We start from the raw sequence: 23165 nt of genomic DNA on the forward strand, positions 1-23165 counted from the left end.
CGATCTTCACATGAGGACCAAGATCGACTATACTCGGGGCGTCACGAGACCATCACGTTTTCTTTACTCTCTCGCCGTCATCGGAATCGCGCTGTCCCTCTTCGGCTGCCGATCCACGGCGCGCGACGCCACGGAAGCGGGGCGCCCGCCCGCCCGCGAGCTCGTGAACCTCCACGACCGGATCGTCGAGTACGCACAGCGGGCCGGAGCCCGCGCGCCGTACACGCCCCCCAGTGACGCCCAGCGGGAGCGCCTCGCCGAAGGCGTCGGCCACCTCCTTGACGGCGAGCTCCCCGAGGCCGAGAAGCTCCTCGCCGCCGTCGGCTTCCGCGTGACCAGGCTGACGGACTCCGCCTCGGGTCGCCGCTACGACGAGGTCGCCGCGGTCGAGCCGGGGGACGAGGCGCGATGGGGACGGCTGTACGTCGACGCCGACGCCGCCGTCCGCTGGAGCGTGCAGGTGCCCCACCCGGTGGCCGACCGCGGCACCGAAGCCCTCGGCGCCCGGCTGCTGGAGGACGCGCCGGGCGGCACCCTCGTCCTCGCCGGCGCCCACCGCACCGCCGGTCGGGGAGACCGGGCGGACGTCGCCCACCGCACCGACAGCGTTTTCCACGCGATCGTCACGGAACTGCAAAAACGCGGCATTCCGGGCCTTCAGCTGCACGGCTTCGCCAGGACGTCGGACCGCCCCTACGACGCCATCCTCTCCACCGGCGCCGCGCAGACCGCACCCGAAGAGGCCGCGTCCCTGGCGGCCCACATGGAAACGCGCGGCCTCCGCGTCTGCAGGGGCTGGGCCGACCGCTGCCCCCTGGAAGGAACCATGAACGTCCAGGGAAAGACGGCGAAAGGCCACAACACGACCTTCATCCACGCCGAACTGTCTCCGGCGGCGAGGGGAAACGACCGGAAGGCAACCCAGGCACGAACCGCCCTCACCGCCCTCCTCGAAGCCTGGTCGACCGCAGAACGCTGACCCGGGCCGGAGCGCCGGTGACCGGATGCCCGGAAGCCGGGCCGGTGTGCGGGCTACCAAGTGGTCGGCGCGCTGATTTCGGTGACGGGGCGGTGGGCGGCCCGGGGAATGCCGAGCTGTTCGCGGGCCTGATGGACGGCGGCGAGCTGTGCGGCGGCCGACGGCCCCCAGTCGAAGAGCTCCAGCGCCTGCTCCGGCGTGGCCAGCACGCGGGTGTAGGGGCGTCCGATGGCCGGATCGACGCCCGCCGGGCCGACGCTCGTGAGGACGGCGGCGTAGCGGACGCGGGCGCACGGAGGGCCCGGGTCGGAGAGATACCCCAGATACACCGGCTCGCCGAACGCGGCGGCGGCCTCCTCGCGGACTTCGCGGCGCAGGGTGGCCACGGAGTCGCCCTTGTCCTCGGGTTCGGGTGTGCCCCCGGGGAGACACGCCCCGCCGGTGTCCGGATCGAGCACGACGAGAACGCGGCCGTCGGGCGCCAGGAGCCAGCCCCAGGACTGCCGTACGGGGAGGTTCCCGGGGGCCGGGAGGGCATGGAACGGAAGGTGGTGCCGGGGACGGGCCGTGCGCAGGACGCCGGTCCTGTCGAGCACGGTGGGGGTGATCGGGAGGCCGTTCTCCAGGAGCACGGGGCCGGCGGTGTCGATACGGGCGCGGAGCGCGGACAGGGCGCGGCGGGCGTCGCCGGGGGACATCAGGTCGGGCAGGCGGGCGGGCTCGACGAACTCGACGGCCGTGACCTCGCTTTCGGGCAGCCGGATCGCGGCGATCTGCTCCTCGTCCCATGTGCCGCCGTCGTACACGTGCAGGATCTCGCCGTTGAACCGCATCACGGGCGGCGCGTCCACGCTGTCGGCGGAGACCCAGTCGACGGCGAGTCCCCGCGTGACCGCCATCGCGACGCTGAGTTCCTCCCGTACCTCACGGGAGGCGGCCCGGGAGGGCGACTCGCCCTTGTCGACGGCACCGCCCGGCAGGAGGCAGGTGTCGCGGTAGTCGACGTGCTGGATCAGCACCCTTCCGCGCGCGTCGGTGATCAGTACGGAGGTCCCGACCCACAGGGCGGCCGCGGCGCGCACGGCCCCGTACTCCTCGTCACTCATCGATGTGGTGGTCATCTCTCTCCGATCGCGTGATGCCCCAGAGGGACGCTGAAGGAACGAACGAACGAACGCCGGACGGGCGGCGGGTGGTTCGCCGCGCCGGGAGTGCCAACCGGTGTCACCGGCCGCATCCGAGTGTCTCCCGGAGGGCCAGGGGGCGGCCCTGGCGGCCCAGGTCCCGGCAGGAGCTGCGCCAGGAGGCGGCCCACTCCACCTCCAGCGCCGCCTCGTACTCCTTCTCGCCCGGGAAGAACGAGGACTCCGTGGACCGACGGGCTAGGCAGGCGTCTCTTCCTGCGCGCTGTCCGCGGTGGCGCGCTCGGACTGCCCGGGAACGGCGGGCGCCAGGAACTGGCGGGCCTGCAGGTTGTACGCCTCACGGAACGCCCCGGTGCCGGCGGCCGGGTCCATGAGCTGTTCGAACGTGCCGTGCTCGACGACGCGGCCCCGCTCCAGGACGTAGATGAGGTCCGCGTGACGGACGCTGTGGAGCCGGTGGGTGATCAGGACGGTGGTCTGGCCCGTACCGGCGAGCCGGTGGATCTGGTCGAAGACCCGTTGCTCGGCCACCGGATCGAGGGCGCTGGTCGGCTCGTCGACGACCAGGACCTGTCCGTTCCGGTAGCGCGCCCGCGCCAGCCCGACCTTCTGCCACTGCCCGCCGGAGATCTCCTGACCGCCCCGGTAGCCGCGGGCCAACAGCGTGTCCAGGCCGCGGGGCAGCTTCGCCACGACGTCGTCGGCGCCCGCGTAGGCCGCCGCGGCGTCCACGTCGCGGTCGTCGATCGCGCTGCCGGGCCGGCCGATGCCGATGTTCACCCTGGCGGTGAACGGCCAGCGCTGGAAGTTCTGGGCGACCATCGCCACCCGCGAGAAGAGCCGCGCCCGGCAGGCCTCGGCGGCGTCCACCTCGCCCCACATCACCCGGCCGGTCGCGGGCATGTGCAGGCCGCACAGCAGCTTGGACACCGTGGTCTTGCCCGATCCGTTCGCCCCCACGAGGGCCACGGTCCTGCCACGCGGGATGACCAGGTCCACCTCCCGCAGCGACGGCTCCTCGGCTCCCTGATAGGAGAAGGTGACCTTCTCGAAGCGGATCGCGTCGAAGTCCTCCGGCAGTTCAAGGCCCGTCTCCGGGATCGCCCGCCGCTCGGCCTCGGTGCACAGCCGCTCCAGGTCGGCGACGAAGAGGGACTCCTCCTGGATGTCGGCGACCCGCAGCACCAGGTCGGTGATGCTCGCCGACCCCGCTCGGATCGCGAGGACCGCGGTGCCGCCGACCGCGAGTGCCATCTGCCCGTTCCACAGGAGCAGACCGAGCACGGCGTACGCGGTGACCGTGGCCACACCACGGGCACCGTCGGCGAACAGCCCCGTGCGGGCCCCCACCCACGCGAGCCGTGTCTGTTCGCGCTCGCTGGTCTCCGCCATGCCCCGGAAGTGCTCCAGCAGGAACGGCCCCACGTCGTGGACCCGGACCTCGCCCGCCGCCTGCTGATCGATCAGGAGCCGGCTGAGCAGCTGCGCCGCGCGCGCGTGCTGGACGAACCGGTGCCAGCTCTCGTACCGAGCCCGGGCCATCGTCAGGGATCCCCACGCGCTCGGCAGCGCCATCGCGACCAGGAGCGGCAGCAGCGCCAGGTGCAGGACCGTCAGCACGCTCGCGGCGGCGACCAGGGAGATCGCCGAGGCGACCACGGCCGTGCAGTAGCCCACCATCCGCCGGGCCCCGTCGGCGCCCCACTGCGCCGAGTCCATCAACTTGTGGAAGGCGTCGTCCTCGATCGCGTCCATCTCCACCCGGGCGACGAGCCCCAGGTACCGCTCGGTGGCGACCCGTTGGACCTTCGGCTCCAGGATTCCGGTCGAGGCCGTCGACGCGGACTTGAGCAGCGAGGAGACGACCGCCATGACCGACACGAACACCAGCGACGGCAGGGCGGCCCGGAGCCGGTCGACGAGGATGCCCGATGCCAGCAGCTCGGTCAGGAGCGTGTTCACCGCCACCAGGGAGAGCGCCTGCGCCACACCGCGGCCGATCTCGCTGACCGCCACCGTGTACAGGGCACGGCGGTCGGCCTGCCGGGCCAGGCGCACGGCGATCCCGACCTGCCGGGGAAAGCTCACGGCCATGTTCCACATGCCGAGCTTCACCCAGGTCCCGCGGTGCTGGCTCCACCCCTGGTCGTAGGCGAGTTCACCGCCGAACAGCAGCCGCTCGGACGCGGAGACGGTCTCCGCCGGGGCCGTCGACGACGCGTCGTCCGTGGTCGCCGTCATACGGCCCACCTCGCATCCGGACGTACCGAGCGAGACGAACCGGCGCGCCGGCGAAGGGGTGGGCCAAGGGGAGTGTCATTAGGGTCGGGAAGGGGGCTCATGGCGTTCTCCGGGAGCCGGGGGCTGGGCTGTCGGAGAGCTCAACGAGAAGGCCCGGCGGGTCGAACACATGTGTTTCGGACGCCGTGCGAACCCCGAGAAAGAGCGAAAGCGCGTTCGTGCCGGGTGCATCGATCCTTACGCCAGAAGGGTCGTGGCCTCGCGGGGTGTGGCCGAAACGCCGACACCGGGCTTCAGCGGGCCTCAGGGGTCCCGCTTCCGTATCCGGCCCCCACGCGCCTCAGGGTCCGTTCCGTTCCGCTCGGCCACTGCGCTGCTCCCCTGCCCCCTGGCGGTACGGACCTGACCATCCTGCGCCACCGGCACGGACGGAACCGGCACGGTGAGGTCGTGGGCCGCGGGCCGCGGGGGCTCAGGCTCCGGAGAGTTCGGTGTTGGCGCGTTGCGTGATGAGGGTCAGTACGCGGCCCGCGACCGCGAGGTCCTCGGCCGGGATGTCGGCGTACAGCCGGGCGGAGATCTCGGCGGTCTCGGCGGTGGTGGACTCGTACAGTTCCCGTCCGGCCTGAGTGAGCCGCAGTCGGGAGGCCTGTGCCGGGTCCTGTTCCAGCAGCTTCGCCGCCGTCAGCCCGTCGATCACGCCGAGCACGGTCGACTCCCCGGTCTTGAGCGAGCCGATGACGTCGGTGACGAGCGCGTCCCGTTCGACGGAGTCGCCCGCCGACACGACGGCCCGGAGCGTCACGCTCTGCTCGAACGTGGCGCCGTGGCGGGTCAGTACGCCCTCCAGGAGGGCTCGCGCGGCGTAGTGTGCCAGGGCGATGACCCGGCCGTTGGTCGTGGGTGCGGTGGTGGTCATGACTGCTCCTCGTCGTTCTCGGTGTGCGGATCAAGAGGTACGTCGAGCAGGTTCGCCAGCTCGCGGGTGAACTGCCGTGCGCGCGGGCTGTCCTGTCCGCCGAGGGGCTCCAGCATCTGATCCAGGAGGCCCTGGACCACCGTGATGGCGCGGCGGGTGACATCGCGGCCCTGCTCGGTGAGCGACAGCTGCATGGCGCGCGGGTCGTCGGGGTCCCGGGTGCGGGTGACGAGTCCGGCCGCCTCCAGCGCGCGGGCGAGCTTGGAGACGTACAACGGTTCGAGTCCGGTGTGGTCGGCGAGCTGACGCTGGCTCGGTTGCCGTCCCGAGCGCGCCATGCCGTACAGGGACCCCATCAACGCGTACTGGGCGTGGGTCAGTCCCAGTGGTGCGACCGCCCGGTCGACGGCCACGCGCCACTTCATCGACAGGCGCCAGACCAGGAAGCCTGCGGTGGCGCTCTCGTTTGCTGAACTCATGAGAGATACCGTACATGGCTACCATGTACATGGCTACTATTTTCTGGCTCGTACCCGGCGACCGGTAGGCGGCCACCGGGGGCCGGCGGCAGCTGCCGGCCCCCGGTCCCTTCTTCAGCCCTTCTTCGTCTTCGCCGCGGGGCTACCGGGCCCGCAGGACATGCGGGCCGCTTCCGCGCCCGTGTCCTCCGCTCCCGCGTTCTCGATCGGGGTGGAGCACTCCAGGACGCCCGAGCCGTCCGTGGTCCACCCGACCGCACGGCCCGTCGCCCGCTTGCCGTCGCGGCATTCGTACCGGAAGTCCCCGGTGATCTCTCGCACCCAGGCGTAGTCCACGAAGGTTCCGGAGCCCTCGACGGTGGTGGTGCGGGACTGGAGTTTCGGCACGGCCCTCTGGACGTCCGCGAACCCGTAGGCGTCGGCGTCGAGGGCGTCCGTCTCTCCGACGCGGTCGCCGAGCGAGCGGAGTGTCGCCTTCGTGTCGACCCGCGGGCCCTTCTCGAAGGTGACGGCGGTGATCGGGTGGTGGAGCCGTGCCAGCTCGTGCGTCAGCATGCCTCCCCCCTTGCCGAGCTTCTGCTTCTCGGCGACGCCCGTCAGCACCTCCCGCGAGTCGATGTTGAACCACGTGTACGTGCCGTCCGCGCAGGCCGTTCCGGTCGTGGGCGTGGCCCGTGCGGTCGCCGCTCCGCTCCCGGACGTACAGCCGACCGCGCCGGTGAGCAGCGCGGCGACGGCACACGCCGTAAGGCCTGTCTTCATGATCTTCATGCTCGATTCCCCCTGAAAGCTGGGGCCGTTGGTCGACGGCCCGAGCTGACCTTGCCTTCGAGGAGCCCGCCGGAACAAGGGACTTGAGCCACTTCTGAGCTCGGCCCCGAGCTGCCGCCCCGGGGCCGCTCGGAACCCTGGACGGGTCTCTTCCTGGCCGGCCTCGTCAGGACGGGAGGGCGCCGAGCTGACGCAGCTGCGTGAGGACGTCGACGACGCCATGGATCTCGGCGATCCGCCCGTCCACGAAACGGAGGACGAAGATCTCGCTGTAGGTCACGGTCCTCCCGGTGGGCGCCAGGCCCCGGTACTCGCCCCGGTGGGTCCCGGTCACCGTGTTCCTGGAGACGACCCTGTCGCCTTCCGCGACCGTCTCCTCCACGGTGACGCGGATGTCGGGGAAGGCGCGCAGGAGCGCCTCCCACACCCGCTTCAGGGCCTCCGGTCCCGTCGCGCCCATCGGTACCGGCGCGTGGAAGAGCAGGTCCGGCGTGGTGAACTCGTCGACGGCCTTCGCGACGAGAGCCGGGTCGCCGCTGTTCGTGGCGGAGTGGAAGCGGTGGAGCGCCGCGATGTTGCTCGCTGCCTCGGTTGCCGACATGACGGGGTCTCCCTCTGTACGGAGGTGGGCGGTCACGCGGTACGACGGCACGGCGGCCGGGAGCGTGTCATGCCGCGCGCGGCGGCCGGGCTCAGGGGGAGAGGACGATCTTGCCCCGCGTGCGGCCGGCTTCACCGAGGCGGTGGACCTCGGCGAGGTCGGCCAGCGGGCGTGACGCGCTGACGTCGATGCCGAGCACGCCCCCGTCGACGAGCTCCACCAGTGCCGCCAGATCCCCGACGTCGTTGCGGGCGACCATGTGCAGGGCGGTCACCCCCGACTCGGCCGCCGGCTCGATCGGCGTAGCGATCGACACGATCCGCCCGCCGGGCCGCACCAGAGGTGCCAGAGCCGCGGCGTCCGACGGGCTCAGGGGGACCAGGTTGAGCAGGGTGTCCACGGGCGCGTCGAGCGCGGCGCCGACCGGTCCGGCGTTGTAGTCGATCACGCGCCCGGCTCCCTGCCGCAGGACCGCGTCGGCGCTTCGGGCGCTCGCCGTGGCGATCACCACGGCCCCCGCGTGCCTGGCGAGCTGCGTCACGAAGCCCCCGACGCCGCCACCCGCACCATTGACCAGCACGCGCTGTCCCGCGGCCACCTTGCCGTGCTCGAACACCGCCTGCCACGCCGTCAGGCCGGCCACCGGAAGCGCTGCGGCGCTCGCGAGAGGAACGGACGCCGGTGCCGGGACGAGCAGGGCGGCAGGGGCCCGGACGTACTCGGCGGCCGCGCCCCCACTGTCCAGCCGGCCCACGACCCGGTCGCCGACGCAGAGCCCCTCCACCCCCGCACCGACCTCGGCCACCGTGCCGGCGACGTCCCAGCCGAGCGTGTAGGGCAGGTCGACGGGGAGGAAGGCCTGCAGCATTCCGGCGCGCAACGCGGCCTCGGTCGGATTGAACGAGGTGGCCGCGACACGGAGGAGGGCCTCGCCGGCGCCGGGGCGCGGGCGCGGCACGGAGTCGTGGCGGATCACGGAGGCGTCGCCGAACGCGTGGATGCGTGCGGCCGTCATCGTCTTGATCGTCTTCGTCGTCATGCAGCGAATCCAGGACGCCCGAGGAAGACGATCCATGTGCCGGAGAGCCTGTTTCATGCGCATCCGTCTCGCACCCGTACGCTCGGCCCATGGACGTACTCAGCGACGTGATCGCGGTGACGCGGACGGGCCGGCCCCGGTCGGCCCAGGTCCGATGGCACGCGCCGTGGGGGCAGGAGTTCGCCTCCGTACCCGGATCGGCGGGCTTCCAGGTGATCCTGGAGGGTTCCTGCTGGCTCCAGGCCCCGGACACCGAGCCCGTCCGGCTCGGCACGGGCGACGTCGTGTTCCTGCCCCACGGGAGCGGGCACACCCTGGCGGACAGCCCCGAGTGGCTGGTGACGGCCCCCGCCTGCAGCCCCGACGACTCCGGGTCGTACGACGCCTACGCCTCGGACAGCGTCGACAGGAGCGGAAGCGGCGGCCCGGTCACCGTCGTGCTCTGCGGCGCCTACCGACTCGACCCGACCCGCGCCCACCCCCTGCTGCTGACCCTGCCGGACCTGATCCACCTGCCGGCACACCCGGACCGCCGCCCCGAGCTGGACGCGGCCGTCACGCTGCTGACCGCCGAGCTGCAGACTCCCCACCTGGGCACGGACGCGGTCGTCCCCGCCCTCCTGGACACCCTGCTGCTGTACATCCTGCGGATCTGGTTCACCGGCCGCCCCGCCGGAGAGGAGAGCACCGGGTGGGCGGCCGCGCTGAACGACCCGGCGGTCACCGCCGCCCTCCACGCCATCCACCAGGCCCCTGCGGCCCCGTGGACCGTGGCGGCACTCGCCGCCGAGGCCGGGCTCTCCCGGGCCCCCTTCGCCAGACGCTTCGCCCGGTTGATCGGCCAGCCGCCCCTCGGCTATCTGACCTGGTGGCGGATGACCACGGCGGCGCGCCTGCTCCGGGCATCGGACGCACCGCTGCGGACCGTCGCGGCCCAGGTGGGGTACGGCTCCGAGTTCGCCTTCGCGCATGCCTTCAAACGCACCCATGGGACCGCTCCGGGCGCCTATCGGCGCGGGAACTGAGCGGGGCGACCTCCGGCGGCTCGGTGTCGAGACCGGGGGCTCCCTGCCGAGTACCGGCGGGTCGGGAGTTCCCGGTACCGGCGGGTAGGGCGTTCCGGAATGTGGAGCGGCGGTAAAGCGCGGGAAAAGTCCTGGCCCGAGCGCTGCGGTTCCCGCACGGAGCGATTCCGCCGTCTTGGCGCGTTCTTAGCGCCCTGTGGCGCCGCCCGGGCGTGTCGGAACAACGGATTCCGCAGCGGATGGGCCATTGACCTGCGGTTCTGCTCACGCTTCCATTCAGCCGGGAGCTCAAGGAACCACCTGATCACCAGCCGCCTCGGAGGCGATACCGCTCCCGCTCAGAACTACCGCTCGCATCGATCGGAACCGCCTGATGACCGACACCCTCAGCGCGCCGCACGCGTTGGCCCCCCAGACCGAGCCCGTGCCGCAGAAGCTCAAGCGTTCCATCGGTGTCGTGGGCGGCACGCTGCTCACGCTGTCGTGCGTGACGCCCGCCTCCACGCTCTTCGTGGTCGTACCGGACCTGTTCGACGGGGTCGGCACGTACGCGGCCCTGACGATCGCCATCGGTTCGCTGCTGTGTATCGGCGTGGCCTTCTGTTACTCGGAGCTGGGCACCCTGATCCCGAGCGCGGGCGGCGAGTACGCCATCGTCTCCACCCTCTCCGGCCGACTGGCCGGCTGGCTGGTGTTCGTCCTGTCCCTGCTGGTGGTGATGATCGTGCCCCCGGTGATCGCCATGGGGACCGCCGACTACCTCGCGCCGCTCGTGCACATCCCGGCCCCGCTCGCCGGCGCCGGCGTGATGCTCCTCGCGACCCTCGCGGGCCTCCTCGACCTGCGGGCCAACGCCTGGATCACCGGCATCTTCCTCGTACTCGAGGTGATCGCCGCGGGCCTCGTCGCGATCCTGGGCTTCTCGCACTCCGAGCGGGGCGTCGGTTCCCTCATCCACGGCCAGGTCGCCGCCGAGGGCGGCACGCACTCGCTGGTCACCGGCGCCATGGTCGTCTCCGGCCTCGCCATCGCCCTCTTCATCACCCAGGGCTTCTCGACGGCCGTCTACCTCTCCGAGGAGCTGGAGAACCCGCGCCGCAACGTGGCCCGCACCGTGCTCGCCACCCTCGCCATCTCGACCGCCGTCATCCTGGTGCCCGTCGTCGCCATCACCCTCGGTGCCGGAGACCTGGAGACCCTCACCGGCGGCGACATCAGCGGCATGATCGCGGCCTGGTCCAACTCCGCCGTCGGCACCTTCATCAGCCTCTGCGTCGCGCTGGCCATCATCAACGCCGGCATCGTGATGGTCATCCAGAACTCCCGCGTGCTGTTCGCGTCCGCCCGTGACAAGGCCTGGCCGGAGCCCGTCAACAAGGGACTCTCCCGCCTGGGCCGCTTCGGCTCCCCGTGGGTCGCCACCCTGGTCGTCGGCGTGCCGGGCGCGGCCCTGTGCTTCGTCAACCTCGACACCCTCTACGGCGTCACCGGCGTCTCCGTCACCGGCATGTACCTGCTGGTCGCCGTGGCGGCGCTGTTCAGCCGCCGGGGCGCGCACCGCGAGGTCCCGGCGTGGCGGATGCCGCTGTGGCCGGCCGTCCCGGTGGTGCTCATCGGCGTGCTCGCGTACATCCTGTACATGCAGGACGTGGAGTACCTGCTCTGGACCGGCGGCATCACGGCGGTGGCCACCCTCTACTGGGCGCTGTACCTGCGGCCGCGCAAGGACACACGCTGGCTGGTCAGCATCCCCGAGGACGAGCAGCTCTGACCCTGCCGCCAGCATCCCACCCGAGGGCCGGGGCGCGTCTTGCGCCCCGGCCCTCGGGCCGTGCCCGGCCGGCCCCGCCGCGCCCGACGATCACTCCGTACGGGGGTCGGACCGCACGTCCCGCGTGTCGTGACGGGCGCGGTGGGCAGCGGAAACGTATCTGTGCATGCATGACCACTGACATGGAACACCTGTTGAACGCACGTCTGTGCGAGCGCTTCGGTGACGCGGCCGACTGGCCGGAGGTCACGTCCCTGACCGCGTCCCACCTCCGGGTCATCGTCTCGGCGCTGGGCCCCTCGGGTGCCGTCGCCTTCCTGGCCGCCGCGCGTCGCGCCCTCGACGAGGAGGAGTCCCGGGCAGGAACGATTCACCTGGGCTTCGGGGCCCATCTCTGGACGCACCTCGAAGGCGTCTCATGGGGCACGTCACCGCTGGCCAGGACGTCGGCCTGGGAAGCGATGCTGACCATGCACCGCCTCTCCGTCCTCGCTCCCGACCCGGGCCTGGGGGTCCACGTCGACAGCGCGCTGGACGTCTGCCGCACCTGGCTCCTGCCGGCCGCCGCCGGCTGCTGACGGAACGGATCGGGGTACCGGTCTCAGCGCAGCGCCCCGGCTGCCCGCAGCCCTTCGCGGTCGTCTGCGCTGAGGAAGCCGTCGGGCAGGGTCGTGTCGTCCAGGAGGGCACGCAGCGCGGACGCGTGTTCACGGAACGCGGCCCTGCACCGTCCGCGTTCGGGGTGGTCGTCGTCGTGGCCGAGCAACAGCACGCTGCGCTCGTCGTCCGCGTCGACGGGTGCGGACAGATGCGCGGCGAGGGCCAGGAGGTCCACCACGTCGGACCGCGTCGGGATGTCGGGGTCCGCGGCGAGGCCGATCAGGAACGGCAGGGCGGCCGGCATCGCCGCGCTCACGTGGAAGATGTCGTCCATCAGGACGTTGCCGAGTACGGCGACGGCCTCGGGACCGGCGGCCTGATCGGGCAGGCAGTGGAACAGGGCGGGTATCCCGGCCGGACACCCGGCGACTCCGGACCAGACGGCGTCGGTACAGCTCTGAAGTGCGGGATGGGCGGATGCCGGCTTCCCCGCTTCCGGATGCTCGCGAAGGAACCGAGCGACGGCGGCCTCCTTGGCCTCCGCATTCACCACGCACATCCGTCTGTCCCTGTCTCGCTCGACCTCGCCCCGAGGCGGGCGACCGAGGGAACTCTTCCCTGCGTGGGCGTCGCACACAAGCGCGGAGGGCGGCCGACGCTTCGCCGGATCCTGCTGGCCGCCCGTCAGATCGACCAATCGCCCACTCACTGATCGAAACTCGATCAATCGACGAGAACGCATTGACTCGATCACCGCTCGCACCTAGCTTCTGGCCGCACCCGACCGCCAGAAAGGTTGTTGCGTCATGACCATCAGAGCTTTGACGGCACGGCAGTTGACGGGGCGCGGGCTCCTCGCCGTCGCCCTCGCGTTCAGCGGAAGCGCCGTACTCCCCGGCTCACCCGCCGCTGCCGCAGGAAGCGTCACCTATGTGGACTGCTCACGTCCGGCCGCCGGAGACGGCAGTCAGGCGGCGCCGTTCAACAGCATCGGCCAGGCCAACGGGAAGACGTACGGCCCCGGGGACACGCTCGCCTTCGCCTCCGGCACCGCGTGCACCGGCTCCCTCGCCCCGCGGGGCAGCGGCACCGCCGCCGCCCCCATCGTCCTCACCGGTTACGGCACCGGCGCCCTGCCCGTGATCGACGGCGGAGGCGCTCCGGACGCGGTCTCCCTCACCAATCAGGACCACTGGCGGATCAGCAACCTCAAGCTCACCAACCCCGCCTCCTCGCTCGCCCGCCGCACCGGACTCCGGATCTCCGCCACCGACGGAACCGCGCACCGCGGTTTCGACATCGGCGGCCTCGTCATCGACCGGGTGGCCGGCCAGACGAGCAAGAACAGCCCGACCACCGAGGACTACGTCCAGTCCGCCGGCGTCGTCACGGGCGCGAGCGGTACGAACTCCACCCTCGACGACGTCCACGTCCACGACAACCAGATCAGCAACACGGGCGGCGGCGGCCTCAAGATCCGCGTCGGCGCCATGGCCGTCAAGGGCACCGGAGTACTGATCGAGAACAACGTGATCAAGGACGTCGGCGGCGACGGCATCATCGCCAGCTACGCCGACGCGCCCGTGATCCAGTACAACAACGCCTCCGGCATGGGCAACGGCGTCTACCCCTTCTCCGGCGGCAACTTCGCCGGCATCTGGGTGCTCGGCGACCACGATCCGACCATCCAGAAGAACGCCGTGTACGGCATCACACGCATGTCCGTCGCCGACAGCCAGGCGTTCGACTGCGACTGGGGCAACACCGGCACCTGTCTGATCCAGTACAACTTCAGCCGCGACAACATCGGCGGCTTCTTCCTCGACTGCGACGGATGCGGCACCATCGGCGCCGCCCAACAGGTCATCCGCTACAACATCTCCGAGAACGACTGCCGCATGAGCAGCGTCAGCGCCGGACGCTCCGCGCTGCACATGTACAACAACGTCCTCTACTGCACGGACAAGAAGTTCAGCGTCACGCTCCCCGACGAGAGCGTCGTCGAGAACAACATCTGGGTCGGGACCAGCGACTCCCGACTGCCCACCGGGGCCGGGATCTCCTGGCTGTGGAACGTCTTCCAGGGCGTGCCCCGGCCCACCGCCAACGGCATCGCCGGCGACCCGCAGTTCGTGAACCCCGGCACCGGCGGCGACACGATCCACTCCGCCGACGGCTACAAGCTGCGCTCCACGTCCCCCGCCCTGAACAACGGCTCCGTGATCAGCGGCAACGGAGGCCGCGACTACTGGGCGAACCCGGTGAGCGCGACCACGAAGCCGCACCGCGGCGCCTACAACGGCCCGGGGCTCTGAAGCGTGTTGCAGAAGGCTGTGTCCGGGCAGGTCAGGGCCGGTTTCGGGGCTGACCTGCTCACGCGGCCATCGCGAGGTTCTGCATGTGGGCGACGGCCTGGACTGCGTGGTGGAGGCCGTTGCCGTGCTGGCGGCAGTCGCCGAGGATCTTGTAGTGCTTCATGCGGGCGAAGGCGCGCTCGACGCGGGCCCTGACTCTGCGGTGCTCGGCGTTGTCCTCCTCCTCGCCGGGAAGAAGGGCTCGTCCGGGGCGTTTGCGGTGTGGGGCGACGGGCCCGGTGTAGATGTGGGCGCCGTCGGCCAGCACGGTCACGCCGTCGCAGTGCCGGGCGAGGCCGGAGTCCCGCCAGGCCCTCGCGTCCGCGGTGTTGCCGGGCGCCGGGCGGGCCGCAGCAACCACCAGTTTGGTGTCGGCAACGATGATGACCCGCACGTTTGCCGAGAACCGGAAGTCACCGAGGACGCGCCGACCTTCCGGTCACGGACCGGGATCAGCGTGCCGTCCACGATCCACAACCGCTCCACCGCGTCGGACGGGCGGGCGGCCGGCTCGATCGCCGGCAGCGGCCGCAAGCGCTTGATCACCCGGCACCCCACGCAGGCAGGGAAAATGCCCGACGCCGCGACCAGCAGGGCCCGGTCCTCCAGCGGAAGGCTCCACGGCCGGCCCTTGCACACCGGGTCGGTGCCCTCCCGCCGCAGCGCTGTCACGAGCTTCCCGAACTGTCGCGGGCTCAGCCCGGTAGACGGACCTGTCCGGGACGGCTCCGACGCCGTGATCGCACCAGCCACCTCAAGATCGTCTCAACCGTCTTTGCCGGGTGCCGAGCGATCGCGGCCACTGTGCCCGCGGCGAATTCATGCTGTCAGGTCCCGCGTTCGTTCGTTTGCACGGAGCCATCCAGGCTCGGCCGGTCTGGCCGGGGCGCCGGATCCCGGGCCGCCGCCCTGGCGATGGTCTTCAAGCTCGTCGAGTCCGCCCTGGCCCGCTGGCGAGCCGTGAATGCACCCCACCTCGTTGCCCTCGTCCGCGCGGGGGCCCGCTTTGAACGCGGTCAGCTCGTTGAACGGCCGCGGACGACCGCGGCGTGAATAGGGTGGCGGACCTGCCTCGGAGTTCGAGAACATCCGGTCATGTGGGATGGCACGGCAGGACAGGACCTTCCGGTCGGCTTCGGGTTCCTGCCGTATCGCGGCGACGAAGACCACGGCGCCATGGCCGCGGTGCGGCTGGGGTGTGTTGAACGGGACCGGGTCGATGTCCATTCGGTAGTGGAAGGGCTCCCGACAGCGGCCGAGATCGCCGAGGCTTCTGCCAAGTTGGAGGAGCCGTCCAAGAACCAGATCCTGGTGGTGCTCGACGGGAGCGTCGTCGGCTACTCGACGATCCGGTGGTGGCAAGAGCGGGACGATACGTGGCTGTACCTGCACCGCGGCTACCTCTTGCCCGAGCATCGCGGCCAGGGCATCGGCTCAGCCGTGCTGAGCTGGGCTGAAGAGCGGATCCGCCAGCTCGTCAAACAGCATGGAACGGCGCGGACGGCAGTGATCGGTGCGAACGCCATGGTCTCCGAGCAGGATGCCACGGCACTTCTGCGCGCAGCCGGCTACCGACGTGTCTTCAGCCTGGTCGAGCTGGAGCTGGGCGATCTGCAGCAGGTGCCCGAGCCGGGCAGCGAGCTGCCAGCCGGGATACGGACAGGGCCGATCGGGACAAGCCACTACCGTGCAGCCTGGAGGACGGTCGTCGATTCGTACGCGGACCCCGGTTTCACTCAGAGATGGCCTTTCCAGGACTTCGTCGACACCGCCGACCCGGCATGCTGGAGGGCTGCCTGGAACGGGCAGGACATGGTCGGTGTCGCCCTCTGCTCCATCCACCGTCACGACCACACCGTGGGCGAGGTGGAAGAGCTGAGTGTCCGGACGGATCAGCGACGCCTCGGAATCGGCCGGGTCCTGCTGCTGGACGGGCTGCGGAGCCTTCGCGAGCAGGGTGCAACGACCGCTCGGCTGTTCACGGGCACGGCGAATCCGCACCGGTCCTACGACCTTTACGAGAGTGTGGGGTTCCGGCGGCAGAACGAGTACGTCCGTTACCGCAAGCCGCTTGCTTGATCGATCGGCCATTGGGCTGTCGGGTCAGTCCACAGGATTTGACAATTCCTCACCCGTGCCCGGGATGCACCATGGAGGTCGCCGTCAGGCGCGGGCGAAGGCGCGCAGGTCGTCGTTGAGGCGGTCCGCGTGGGTCGCGAACAGCCCGTGACCCGCGTACGCGTACACGTGCAGCTCCGCCCCCGGGATCAGGTCGGCCGCGCGGCGGCCCGTGAGGGCCAGGGGTGCGGAGGCGTCGTCCGATCCGTGGATGACGAGGACCGGGCAGTCGATCTTCACCAGCTCCGGGACGAGGTTCAGGGTGGGGAGGAGGTCCCCCAGGGCGGTGGCGGCGCGCGCCGTCGCCCCGTGACAGCGGTCCACCATGTACGCCACGTACGCGTCCGACACCTGCGGGCCGGGCAGGTGGCGGGCGAAGAACGCGTCGGCGCCGTCGGCGAAGAACTTCGCCCGGTCCTGCCGGAAGGTCTCGTTGAACCCGCGGATCAGCTCCGGGTCCAGTCCCTCCGAGTGGTCCGTGGAGCGGGCCGGCCCCGGGGCGATTCCGGCGACGAGGGCGACGCGCGCCACCCGCTCGGTACCGCGAAGGGTCAGGTACCGGACCACCTCGACCGTGCCGACCGAATGCCCGACCAAGGTGACGTTGCGCAGGTCCAGGTGATCGAGCAGCGAGCCCAGATCCCGGGCGAGGGTGTCGAGGTCGAAGCCGCCCCAGACGTCCTCGGACCTACCGTGTCCCCTGCGGTCGAAGCCCACGCAGCGGAAACCTTCGGCCGCCAGCGGCAGCATCTGGTACTCCCACATCTCGGTACCGAAGTACGAGCTGTTGACGAAGACGATGACGGGGCCGTCCGAGGGGCCGTAGTCGACGAAGTGGAGGCGGGTGCCGTCGGTGGCGGACTCGAAGTACGGCATGGCGGGGGTCCCTTCAGGCAGTGGCTGTCAGCGGCTGTCCGGTACGACAACCATCCTGGCCTCGGGCCCCGCGGCGGTCGATTACCTCCGGGGTCATGCGGCAGGCAGAGCTTTGGCGTTTGCCGGCAGATCAGACGTGCGGCGATTCGTTGGCAGCCGAGCGACGACCCCCGATGGAGGCGACCAACGCGTCTGCCACGATCGCCGCATCCGCCTCTGCAACGTCTGCTGGGTATTCCGGCAGCAGATCGTCCCAGACGGGCATCCATGATCCGTACAGCTGGGTCTGTCCCTCGGGCCGGGCGAAGAACCAGATGTGCAGGTGTGCGCCTCCATCTCCGATGCGGTAGACGTGGGCTCGCGAAATGTGCGGCAGGTCCTGCACGTGGCGGACGATGTGAGTGGACAGGACACCCAACTCGGCTGCCAACTCATCGGGCAGGTCAGCCATGTCATAGTGCTCAAGCGGATGCAGCATGAGCACCAGCGGCACACCCACTCCCGCGATGCGGGTGAGCCGCCAACTGTCGTTGAACCAGATCCCATCGCCTCGGTCACGGCACGCGTCGCAGTTCGACGGGTCCTCGCCGTGTCGTGGAGGCTCGGGCAGAACCGGAGGGCGCAGCGGCGCGACCCGCAATCCGTCCGGTTCGAAGGGGCTGATATCCCACCCTGTCATGCGTGCGAGCGGGAGCCGACGCTCGCCGTCCGCAGCTGCAAGCGTGTGATCGTAGAACTCGTCAGGTCGCAAAGCCATGGCCCGAAGGTTAGTTCGGTCTCGACATCCGGCGAGGACCGGGGGGCTGCTGGCCATCGGCGCACTGATAGTCGCGCTCCAGCCGGTGTCCGGCGGATGGCTCGTCCTCGGGATCGGCGGGCTCGCGCTGGTCGCAGCTCGGCGGAGTGGGGAGAAGGCCCATGTGGCATGAGGTCGTGGGGGCGATCTCCACGGTGGCTCTGGCCGCGATCGGGGTGTTGCACGTGGTCTGGGGGTTCAGCCCCTGGCCGGCACGGGACCGCGACGAACTGGCGAGCTTCGTCTACAGCGGGCCGGGGATGCCGTCCCGAACCCCGTGCCTGGCCGTCGGAGGCGCTCTGCTGATCGCGGCCTACGGCGTCCTCGCCGTCGCCGATATCTGGCCGCAGGTCGGGCCGCACTGGCTCTATCGCGTCGGGATCTGGGTCCTGACCTCGGCACTCCTACTGCGCGGCATCGCTGGTCCGCTCCTCAGCAAGGGCGCGGGCCGCGAGTTCGCCCGGTGGAATCTCATCGCCTACTCGCCGCTGTGCGCGGTCCTGGGACTGTGCGTGCTCGTCGTGGCGCAGTGATGCGACTTTCGCAACACGCTTCACATCAAAGCGTGTTGCAGAAGGCCGTGTCCGGGTAGGTCAGGGTCGGGGCTGTGGCCGTTCTGGTCATGTGGCCAGAGCGAGACCGTGCTTGTGGGTGACGGCTTGCACCGCGTGGTGGAGGCCGTTGCCGCGCTGGCGGCAGTCACGGAGGAACTTGTAGTCCACGATCCACGACCGCTCCACCGCGTCGGCCGGCCGGCTCGATCGCCGGCAGCGGCCGCAATCGCTTGATCACCTGGCACACCGTCGCCGGCGAACAGCCGAACAGCGGCGCGAGCTGCCGCATCGTGTGGTTCGTGCGGTGGTGGACGGCCACCGGCAGCACCCGGTCCGCCGGCGGCAGACACCACGGGCGGCCACCACCAGGACGGTCCCCGCCCCGTTCCCGGACCACCTTCAGCGGCCGATCGAACTGCCACATCCGCAGGCCCGTGAACGTCCCCACCCACAACGGCTCCACCCCTCAACACCCCACGCATCCAGCGAGAATGCCCGCACCGCAGCCTTCTGCAACACGCTTTGGATCCGCGTCAAACAACGTTCGCCTGTGCTCTCCGTGGGATATGGTCCCCGGCCATGGGCGAGTTGATATTGATCAGGCACGGTGAGACCGCGTGGAGCCGGACCGGCCGGCACGCCGGCCGCACCGACCTGCCGCTGACCGAGGCGGGGGAGAAAGCGGCACGTGCGCTCGCGCCTCGGCTGGCCGGACGGGAGTTCGCCGCCGTCTACAGCAGCCCGCTGACCCGGGCCGTTCGGACGGCCGAGCTCGCGGGGCTGAGCGGCGCGGAACCCGACGCCGACCTGATCGAGTGGGACTACGGCCGCTACGAGGGGCTGACCGCCGAGCAGATCCAGGAGCTCAAGCCGGGCTGGGAGTTGTGGCGCGACGGCGTCGACGCAGGCGAGGACCTCGGGCACGTGACCGTGCGGGTCGACGCCTTTCTCGGCCGGGTCCGGCCGGTTCTGGACAAGGGCGACGTGGCCGTTGTCGCGCACGGCCACCTGTCACGCATCCTCACCGCGCGCTGGCTCGGACTCGACGCTTCAGCCGCACGGCAGTTCGGCCACCCGCATCCGGGGACGATCAACACGTTGGGTTACGAGCACACTCTGCCGGTCGTTCTCGCGTGGAACGTGCCGTAGTACGGGGATCGGTGCCGTGGTGTCGTCTGACGCGGCCATAGATCACCCGATGCCCCGTCGAGACATGCGGCCGAGGACGGGTGGGGTCCGTCCTCGGGCGTTCCTCAGGGCGCCACGTGGTAGTACCGGGTACAGGCCAGGACCATGCCGTCGTCGGCGATCGTGAAGAGGTCGACGAACCGCAGGTCCTGCCCGTCGGTGCCCGGGACCACGCGGCGCCCCGTGGCGACCACACTGCGGTCCTGCCCCACCACCCGGTCGATCTCGTAGCGCGCCCTCGGCAGGCTGCGCCCGAAATGGGCGTCCAGCACCGCCGTACGACCGCGGACCGGAGGCAGCCCCGGCAGTTCCAGGACCACGCCGTCGTGCAGCAGGGACGCGCACGAGTCCAGGTCACCGGCGTCGAGGTAGTCGTAGACCAGGCGCACGTGGTCGATTCCTGCGGCGGTGACCAGATCGGCCGGTCCCGGCAGCCCGGTGCTCGTGTCATCTTGGCGGTTCAACGGCTGAGCCCCTTTCACTCTCGGCCAGGATTCTGGGGGGAGCCGCCAACTCCGCGTTATCCCCCCTCTATCTCCGACCGGGATCTTCACGGCATGGACAGGGCGGGGGTGGTTGTGGAGACTGTCCTCACTCGGTCCTGACGTGTCAACTCGTTTCTTTGGTGGGGGAATCGGTGACGGACGACATCGGGGACAGATCCCAGGAACTCCCGGACAAGTCGCCCCTTGCCTTCAGGGTCCTGGGACCCCTGCAGGTCCACGGCCCCGACGGACCCCTGCGGCTCCCTCCCGGGCGCCAGGAGGTGATCCTCGCCGCGCTGCTCCTGGAGACGAACCGGGTGGTCAGCACCCACCACCTGGTGGACCTCATCTGGGAGGACAACCCGCCCGAGACCGCCCGCACCCAGGTGCAGATCTGCGTCTCGCGGCTGCGGAAACTCCTCGCCGGGGCGGACGGCGAGGTCTCCATCACGACCCGGCCGCCGGGATACGTGCTGCACACCGACGCGGCGAACGTGGATGCCGCGCTCTTCACCAACCTCGTCTTACGAGCCCGCCGGCTGCGCGAACTCGGCGAACTCGACAAGGCCGTCACGCTGTTGAGGGACGCGGTGACCCTGTGGCAGGGCGACTGCCTGTCCGGCCTCGACAGCGGCCCGCTCGCGAACAAGGCCCGACAGCTCAACGAGGAACGCCTGACCGCCGTCGAACTCCGCATCCAGCTCGAACTCGAACTCGGACGGTACGACGGCCTCGTGGGCGAACTGCAGAGGCTCACCCACGAACACCCGCTGCGGGAGAAGCTGCGCGGCCAGCTGATCCAGGCGCTGTACTGGTCGGGACGGCAGGCCGAAGCCCTGGAGGCCTTCCGCACCGCGCGACGGTTCCTCGCCGAGGAACTCGGTCTGGAACCCAGCCGGGAGCTCAGGGAGCTCGAATCGGCGATCCTCGCCGGCCGCCTCCCGGCGCCCGCCGGTGCCACCCCCGTACCCGTACGCGTACCGAAGGACAAGGCCGAGCAGGAGACGGCGACGGGACGGGCCGAGGACGACGCCGAGCCGCCCGCGCCCACGGCCCCGCCCGCCCCGGAGTCCGTACGGCAGGACGCCGTACCGCACCAGCTTCCCGCCGCCGTCGCCGACTTCGTGTCCGACGCCGGCCAGCTCGCCGCACTGGAAGAGGCGCTGACCGGACGGCCCGGCCGCACCACCGTGGGGCTCGCCGCCATCACGGGCAAGCCCGGCACCGGCAAGTCGACCCTCGCCGTGCACGTCGCCCACATGCTGTCCGAGACCGGCTTCCCCGACGGCCAGCTCTACTGCGACCTGCGCGGGACGACCGGCACCCCGGCCACCCCCGAGGAGGTCCTGGGCCGCTTCCTGCGCGCGCTCGGCATCCCCGGCCAGCTGATCCCGGAATCCCTCGACGAGCGGGCCGAGATGTACCGCACCCGACTCGCCTCCCGCCGGGTCCTGGTCGTCCTCGACGACGCCGCCGGCGAGGGCCAGGTGCTGCCGCTGCTCCCCGGCAGCCGCGGCTGCGCCGTCCTCGTCACCGGCCGGGCCCGCCTCACCGCCCTGCCCGGCGCGCACCGCGTGGAGCTCGACGTGCTCGCCGAGGACCGAGCGCTCGAACTCCTCTCCCGGATCATCGGACGGGAGCGGGTCGCGGGCGAGGCCGCCGCCGCGGAGGCCCTGGTCCGCACGGTCGGACGGCTCCCGCTGGCCCTGCGGATCGTCGCCGCCCGCCTCGCGGCCCGCCCGCACTGGACCCTGGCGTCCATGGTGCAGCGACTGGCCAGCGAACGGCACCGGCTCGACGAACTGACGCACGGCGAGATGACGATGCGCGCCAGCCTGTCGCTGACCTACGAGGGCCTGGCGGCGGAGGACCGCCGGCTGCTGCGGCTCCTGAGCATGGCGCAGGCCCCGACGCTGCCGAGCTGGCTGGCGGGAGCGCTGCTCGACGACCGCCGCCCCTTTCCCTCGGACCTGATGGAACCGCTGGTCGACGTGCAGATGCTGGACGTCGCCGGAGTGGAGCGGACCGGTGGCTTCCGGTATCGCTTCCACGAGATCATCCGGGTCTACGCACGGGAACAGCTCGCGGCCCACCACACACCCGAGGTACGGCAGGAGGCCCTCGCCCGGATGGCGGGCGGCTGGATGCACCTGGCTCAGCAGGCCCACCGCACGGTGTACGGGGGCGACTTCACCGTCCTGCACGGCGACGCGCCCCGCTGGGAACCCCCGGCCTCCTACACGGACCAGGTGCTCGCCGACCCGCTGGCCTGGCTCGACGCGGAACAGGCCTCCCTGTGCGGGATGGTCGAGCACACCGCCGACGCGGGCCTCCACGACCTCAGCTGGGACCTCGCGACCTCGCTCGTCACGCTGTTCGAGGTGCGCGGCCACTACGACCTGTGGGAACAGACCCATCTGAGCGCCCTCGCCGCGGTCCGCAAGGCCGGAAACCTGCGGGGCACCGCCGCCGTACGGGCGTCGCTCGGCTCGCTCTACATGAGCCGCAACCAGTTCGACACGGCCCGGCAGGCACTGAACTCGGCGCTCGACGTCTTCCAGGCGCTCGACGAGCCGATGGGCGAGGCCCTGTGCCGGCGCGACATGGCGCTCATCGCGCGCACGAGCGGCGACGACACCGCGGCGCTCGAGCTGTACCGGAGGTCCCTGGCCGACTTCGACCGGGCGGGCGACGTGGTGGGCCGGGCGATCGTCCTGACGCAGAGCGCGCACATCCGCATGCGGCAGGGCGAGATCGGGGCGGCACAGAGCCAGTTGGACGAGGCGCTCGACATCTACGAAGGCGTCGGCTACACGGGCGGCCGGGCGAGAACACTGCGGCGCGTCGGTCAGCTGCTGCTCGAACAGGGCCGGAGCGACCTCGCGGTCCTGACGTTCACGGAAGTGCTCGAACTGTGCCGGGATTCCGGCGACGTGATCGGGGAGGGGCATCTGCTCCGCGATCTGGGCCACGCGTTCGCCATGATGGGCCGGCCCGACCGGGCCAGGGACTTCTACGACCGTGCGGTGACCGCGCGGGAGGGGGTCATGGATTTTGGCGGTGGCGCGCTGGCGCGCCTTGACCTCGCCCGTCTCCTCGACGCGGAGCCGGGGCGTTCCCGGGAGCTGCTCGTCCCGGCGGTCGAGGTGTTCCGCGAGCGGCGGATGGGGCGGGAACTCGCCGAGGCGGAAAGGCTGCTCGCGACCGGCTGCTGACGGCGCGGA

Annotated in this window: 20 protein-coding genes and 3 pseudogenes; 10 read left to right on the plus strand and 13 right to left on the minus strand. The window is 71.0% G+C overall.

Translation table 11 applies throughout. From position 1 onward, the window contains the following. Positions 1-10 precede the first annotated feature (10 nt). Positions 11-979, plus strand: coding sequence for a hypothetical protein (locus ACN9M0_RS37085; RefSeq protein ID WP_426405073.1), 969 nt, complete (start codon positions 11-13; stop codon positions 977-979). A gap of 53 nt (positions 980-1032) precedes the next feature. On the opposite strand, the gene ACN9M0_RS37090 is transcribed toward ACN9M0_RS37085, so the two are convergent. From ACN9M0_RS37090 to ACN9M0_RS37120, 7 genes are all read right to left on the minus strand, one after another. After that, complete coding sequence (locus ACN9M0_RS37090) at positions 1033-2100, minus strand: NUDIX hydrolase (protein ID WP_426405074.1); 1068 nt, start codon at positions 2098-2100, stop codon at positions 1033-1035. Between the two features lie 261 nt (positions 2101-2361). Beyond that, positions 2362-4365, minus strand: coding sequence for an ATP-binding cassette domain-containing protein (locus ACN9M0_RS37095; RefSeq protein WP_426405075.1), 2004 nt, complete (start codon positions 4363-4365; stop codon positions 2362-2364). 472 nt (positions 4366-4837) lie between these two features. Continuing rightward, complete coding sequence (locus tag ACN9M0_RS37100) at positions 4838-5284, minus strand: MarR family winged helix-turn-helix transcriptional regulator (RefSeq protein WP_399695115.1); 447 nt, start codon at positions 5282-5284, stop codon at positions 4838-4840. Next, on the minus strand, positions 5281-5763 hold the full coding sequence (locus ACN9M0_RS37105; RefSeq protein ID WP_426405076.1) for a MarR family winged helix-turn-helix transcriptional regulator: 483 nt from the start codon (positions 5761-5763) through the stop codon (positions 5281-5283). Before ACN9M0_RS37105 ends, ACN9M0_RS37100 begins: the two co-directional genes overlap by 4 nt. A gap of 114 nt (positions 5764-5877) precedes the next feature. Then, positions 5878-6525 carry a hypothetical protein gene (locus tag ACN9M0_RS37110; RefSeq protein WP_426405077.1) on the minus strand — a complete coding sequence of 216 codons (648 nt, stop codon included), beginning with the start codon at positions 6523-6525 and terminating at the stop codon, positions 5878-5880. Positions 6526-6700: 175 nt separating this feature from the next. After that, positions 6701-7135: an ester cyclase gene (locus ACN9M0_RS37115; RefSeq protein ID WP_366040500.1), complete on the minus strand. Its 435-nt coding sequence runs from the start codon at positions 7133-7135 to the stop codon at positions 6701-6703. Between the two features lie 91 nt (positions 7136-7226). Next, positions 7227-8174: an NADP-dependent oxidoreductase gene (locus tag ACN9M0_RS37120; protein WP_426405078.1), complete on the minus strand. Its 948-nt coding sequence runs from the start codon at positions 8172-8174 to the stop codon at positions 7227-7229. An 89-nt stretch (positions 8175-8263) separates the two neighbouring features. Between ACN9M0_RS37120 and ACN9M0_RS37125 the strand changes: the two genes are divergently transcribed. The 3 genes from ACN9M0_RS37125 to ACN9M0_RS37135 all read left to right on the plus strand — a co-directional run bounded on the left by ACN9M0_RS37125 (position 8264) and on the right by ACN9M0_RS37135 (position 11548). After that, a complete protein-coding gene (locus ACN9M0_RS37125; protein ID WP_426405079.1) occupies positions 8264-9199 on the plus strand; it encodes an AraC family transcriptional regulator in 936 nt (311 codons plus the stop codon). Between the two features lie 373 nt (positions 9200-9572). Beyond that, positions 9573-10970, plus strand: coding sequence for an APC family permease (locus ACN9M0_RS37130; RefSeq protein ID WP_399695104.1), 1398 nt, complete (start codon positions 9573-9575; stop codon positions 10968-10970). Between the two features lie 194 nt (positions 10971-11164). Continuing rightward, the gene (locus tag ACN9M0_RS37135) at positions 11165-11548 is read left to right on the plus strand and encodes a hypothetical protein (RefSeq protein WP_366040504.1); all 384 of its coding nucleotides are present in this window, start codon (positions 11165-11167) and stop codon (positions 11546-11548) included. 23 nt (positions 11549-11571) lie between these two features. Here ACN9M0_RS37135 and ACN9M0_RS37140 read toward each other — a convergent pair whose 3' ends face one another. After that, entirely contained in the window at positions 11572-12129 is a 558-nt protein-coding gene (locus tag ACN9M0_RS37140) for a hypothetical protein (RefSeq protein ID WP_399695101.1), read from the minus strand. A 247-nt stretch (positions 12130-12376) separates the two neighbouring features. Here ACN9M0_RS37140 and ACN9M0_RS37145 point away from each other — a divergent pair, with 247 nt between their 5' ends. Next, positions 12377-13885 carry a right-handed parallel beta-helix repeat-containing protein gene (locus ACN9M0_RS37145; RefSeq protein ID WP_426405080.1) on the plus strand — a complete coding sequence of 503 codons (1509 nt, stop codon included), beginning with the start codon at positions 12377-12379 and terminating at the stop codon, positions 13883-13885. A 58-nt stretch (positions 13886-13943) separates the two neighbouring features. Here the strand turns inward: ACN9M0_RS37145 and ACN9M0_RS37150 are convergent. Continuing rightward, positions 13944-14677: pseudogene (locus ACN9M0_RS37150) on the minus strand (transposase family protein). 129 nt (positions 14678-14806) lie between these two features. Between ACN9M0_RS37150 and ACN9M0_RS37155 the strand changes: the two are divergent. Further along, a pseudogene (locus ACN9M0_RS37155) lies at positions 14807-14977 on the plus strand (IS256 family transposase); the annotation flags it as partial. Between the two features lie 42 nt (positions 14978-15019). After that, entirely contained in the window at positions 15020-16003 is a 984-nt protein-coding gene (locus tag ACN9M0_RS37160) for a GNAT family N-acetyltransferase (RefSeq protein ID WP_426405081.1), read from the plus strand. Between the two features lie 84 nt (positions 16004-16087). Here ACN9M0_RS37160 and ACN9M0_RS37165 read toward each other — a convergent pair whose 3' ends face one another. After that, a complete protein-coding gene (locus ACN9M0_RS37165; protein ID WP_366040509.1) occupies positions 16088-16918 on the minus strand; it encodes an alpha/beta fold hydrolase in 831 nt (276 codons plus the stop codon). Positions 16919-17048: 130 nt separating this feature from the next. Next, positions 17049-17675, minus strand: coding sequence for a hypothetical protein (locus tag ACN9M0_RS37170; protein ID WP_366040510.1), 627 nt, complete (start codon positions 17673-17675; stop codon positions 17049-17051). Positions 17676-17836: 161 nt separating this feature from the next. Here ACN9M0_RS37170 and ACN9M0_RS37175 point away from each other — a divergent pair, with 161 nt between their 5' ends. Next, positions 17837-18247 carry a DUF3995 domain-containing protein gene (locus ACN9M0_RS37175; RefSeq protein ID WP_426405082.1) on the plus strand — a complete coding sequence of 137 codons (411 nt, stop codon included), beginning with the start codon at positions 17837-17839 and terminating at the stop codon, positions 18245-18247. 183 nt (positions 18248-18430) lie between these two features. Here the strand turns inward: ACN9M0_RS37175 and ACN9M0_RS37180 are convergent. After that, positions 18431-18750, minus strand: a pseudogene (locus ACN9M0_RS37180) (helix-turn-helix domain-containing protein); the annotation flags it as partial. Positions 18751-18847: 97 nt separating this feature from the next. On the opposite strand from ACN9M0_RS37180, the gene ACN9M0_RS37185 reads away from it, so the two are divergent. Continuing rightward, entirely contained in the window at positions 18848-19417 is a 570-nt protein-coding gene (locus ACN9M0_RS37185; protein ID WP_399695095.1) for a histidine phosphatase family protein, read from the plus strand. Positions 19418-19521: 104 nt separating this feature from the next. Here ACN9M0_RS37185 and ACN9M0_RS37190 read toward each other — a convergent pair whose 3' ends face one another. Further along, positions 19522-19920 carry a nuclear transport factor 2 family protein gene (locus tag ACN9M0_RS37190; RefSeq protein ID WP_366040513.1) on the minus strand — a complete coding sequence of 133 codons (399 nt, stop codon included), beginning with the start codon at positions 19918-19920 and terminating at the stop codon, positions 19522-19524. 185 nt (positions 19921-20105) lie between these two features. Here ACN9M0_RS37190 and ACN9M0_RS37195 point away from each other — a divergent pair, with 185 nt between their 5' ends. Next, positions 20106-23156 (plus strand): AfsR/SARP family transcriptional regulator, encoded by a 3051-nt coding sequence (locus tag ACN9M0_RS37195; RefSeq protein ID WP_426405387.1) that lies wholly within the window; start codon positions 20106-20108, stop codon positions 23154-23156. Positions 23157-23165 lie beyond the last annotated feature (9 nt).

It is taken from the genome of Streptomyces sp. R-07, from assembly GCF_049913175.1.
In the GTDB taxonomy this organism is placed as follows: Bacteria; Actinomycetota; Actinomycetes; order Streptomycetales; family Streptomycetaceae; genus Streptomyces.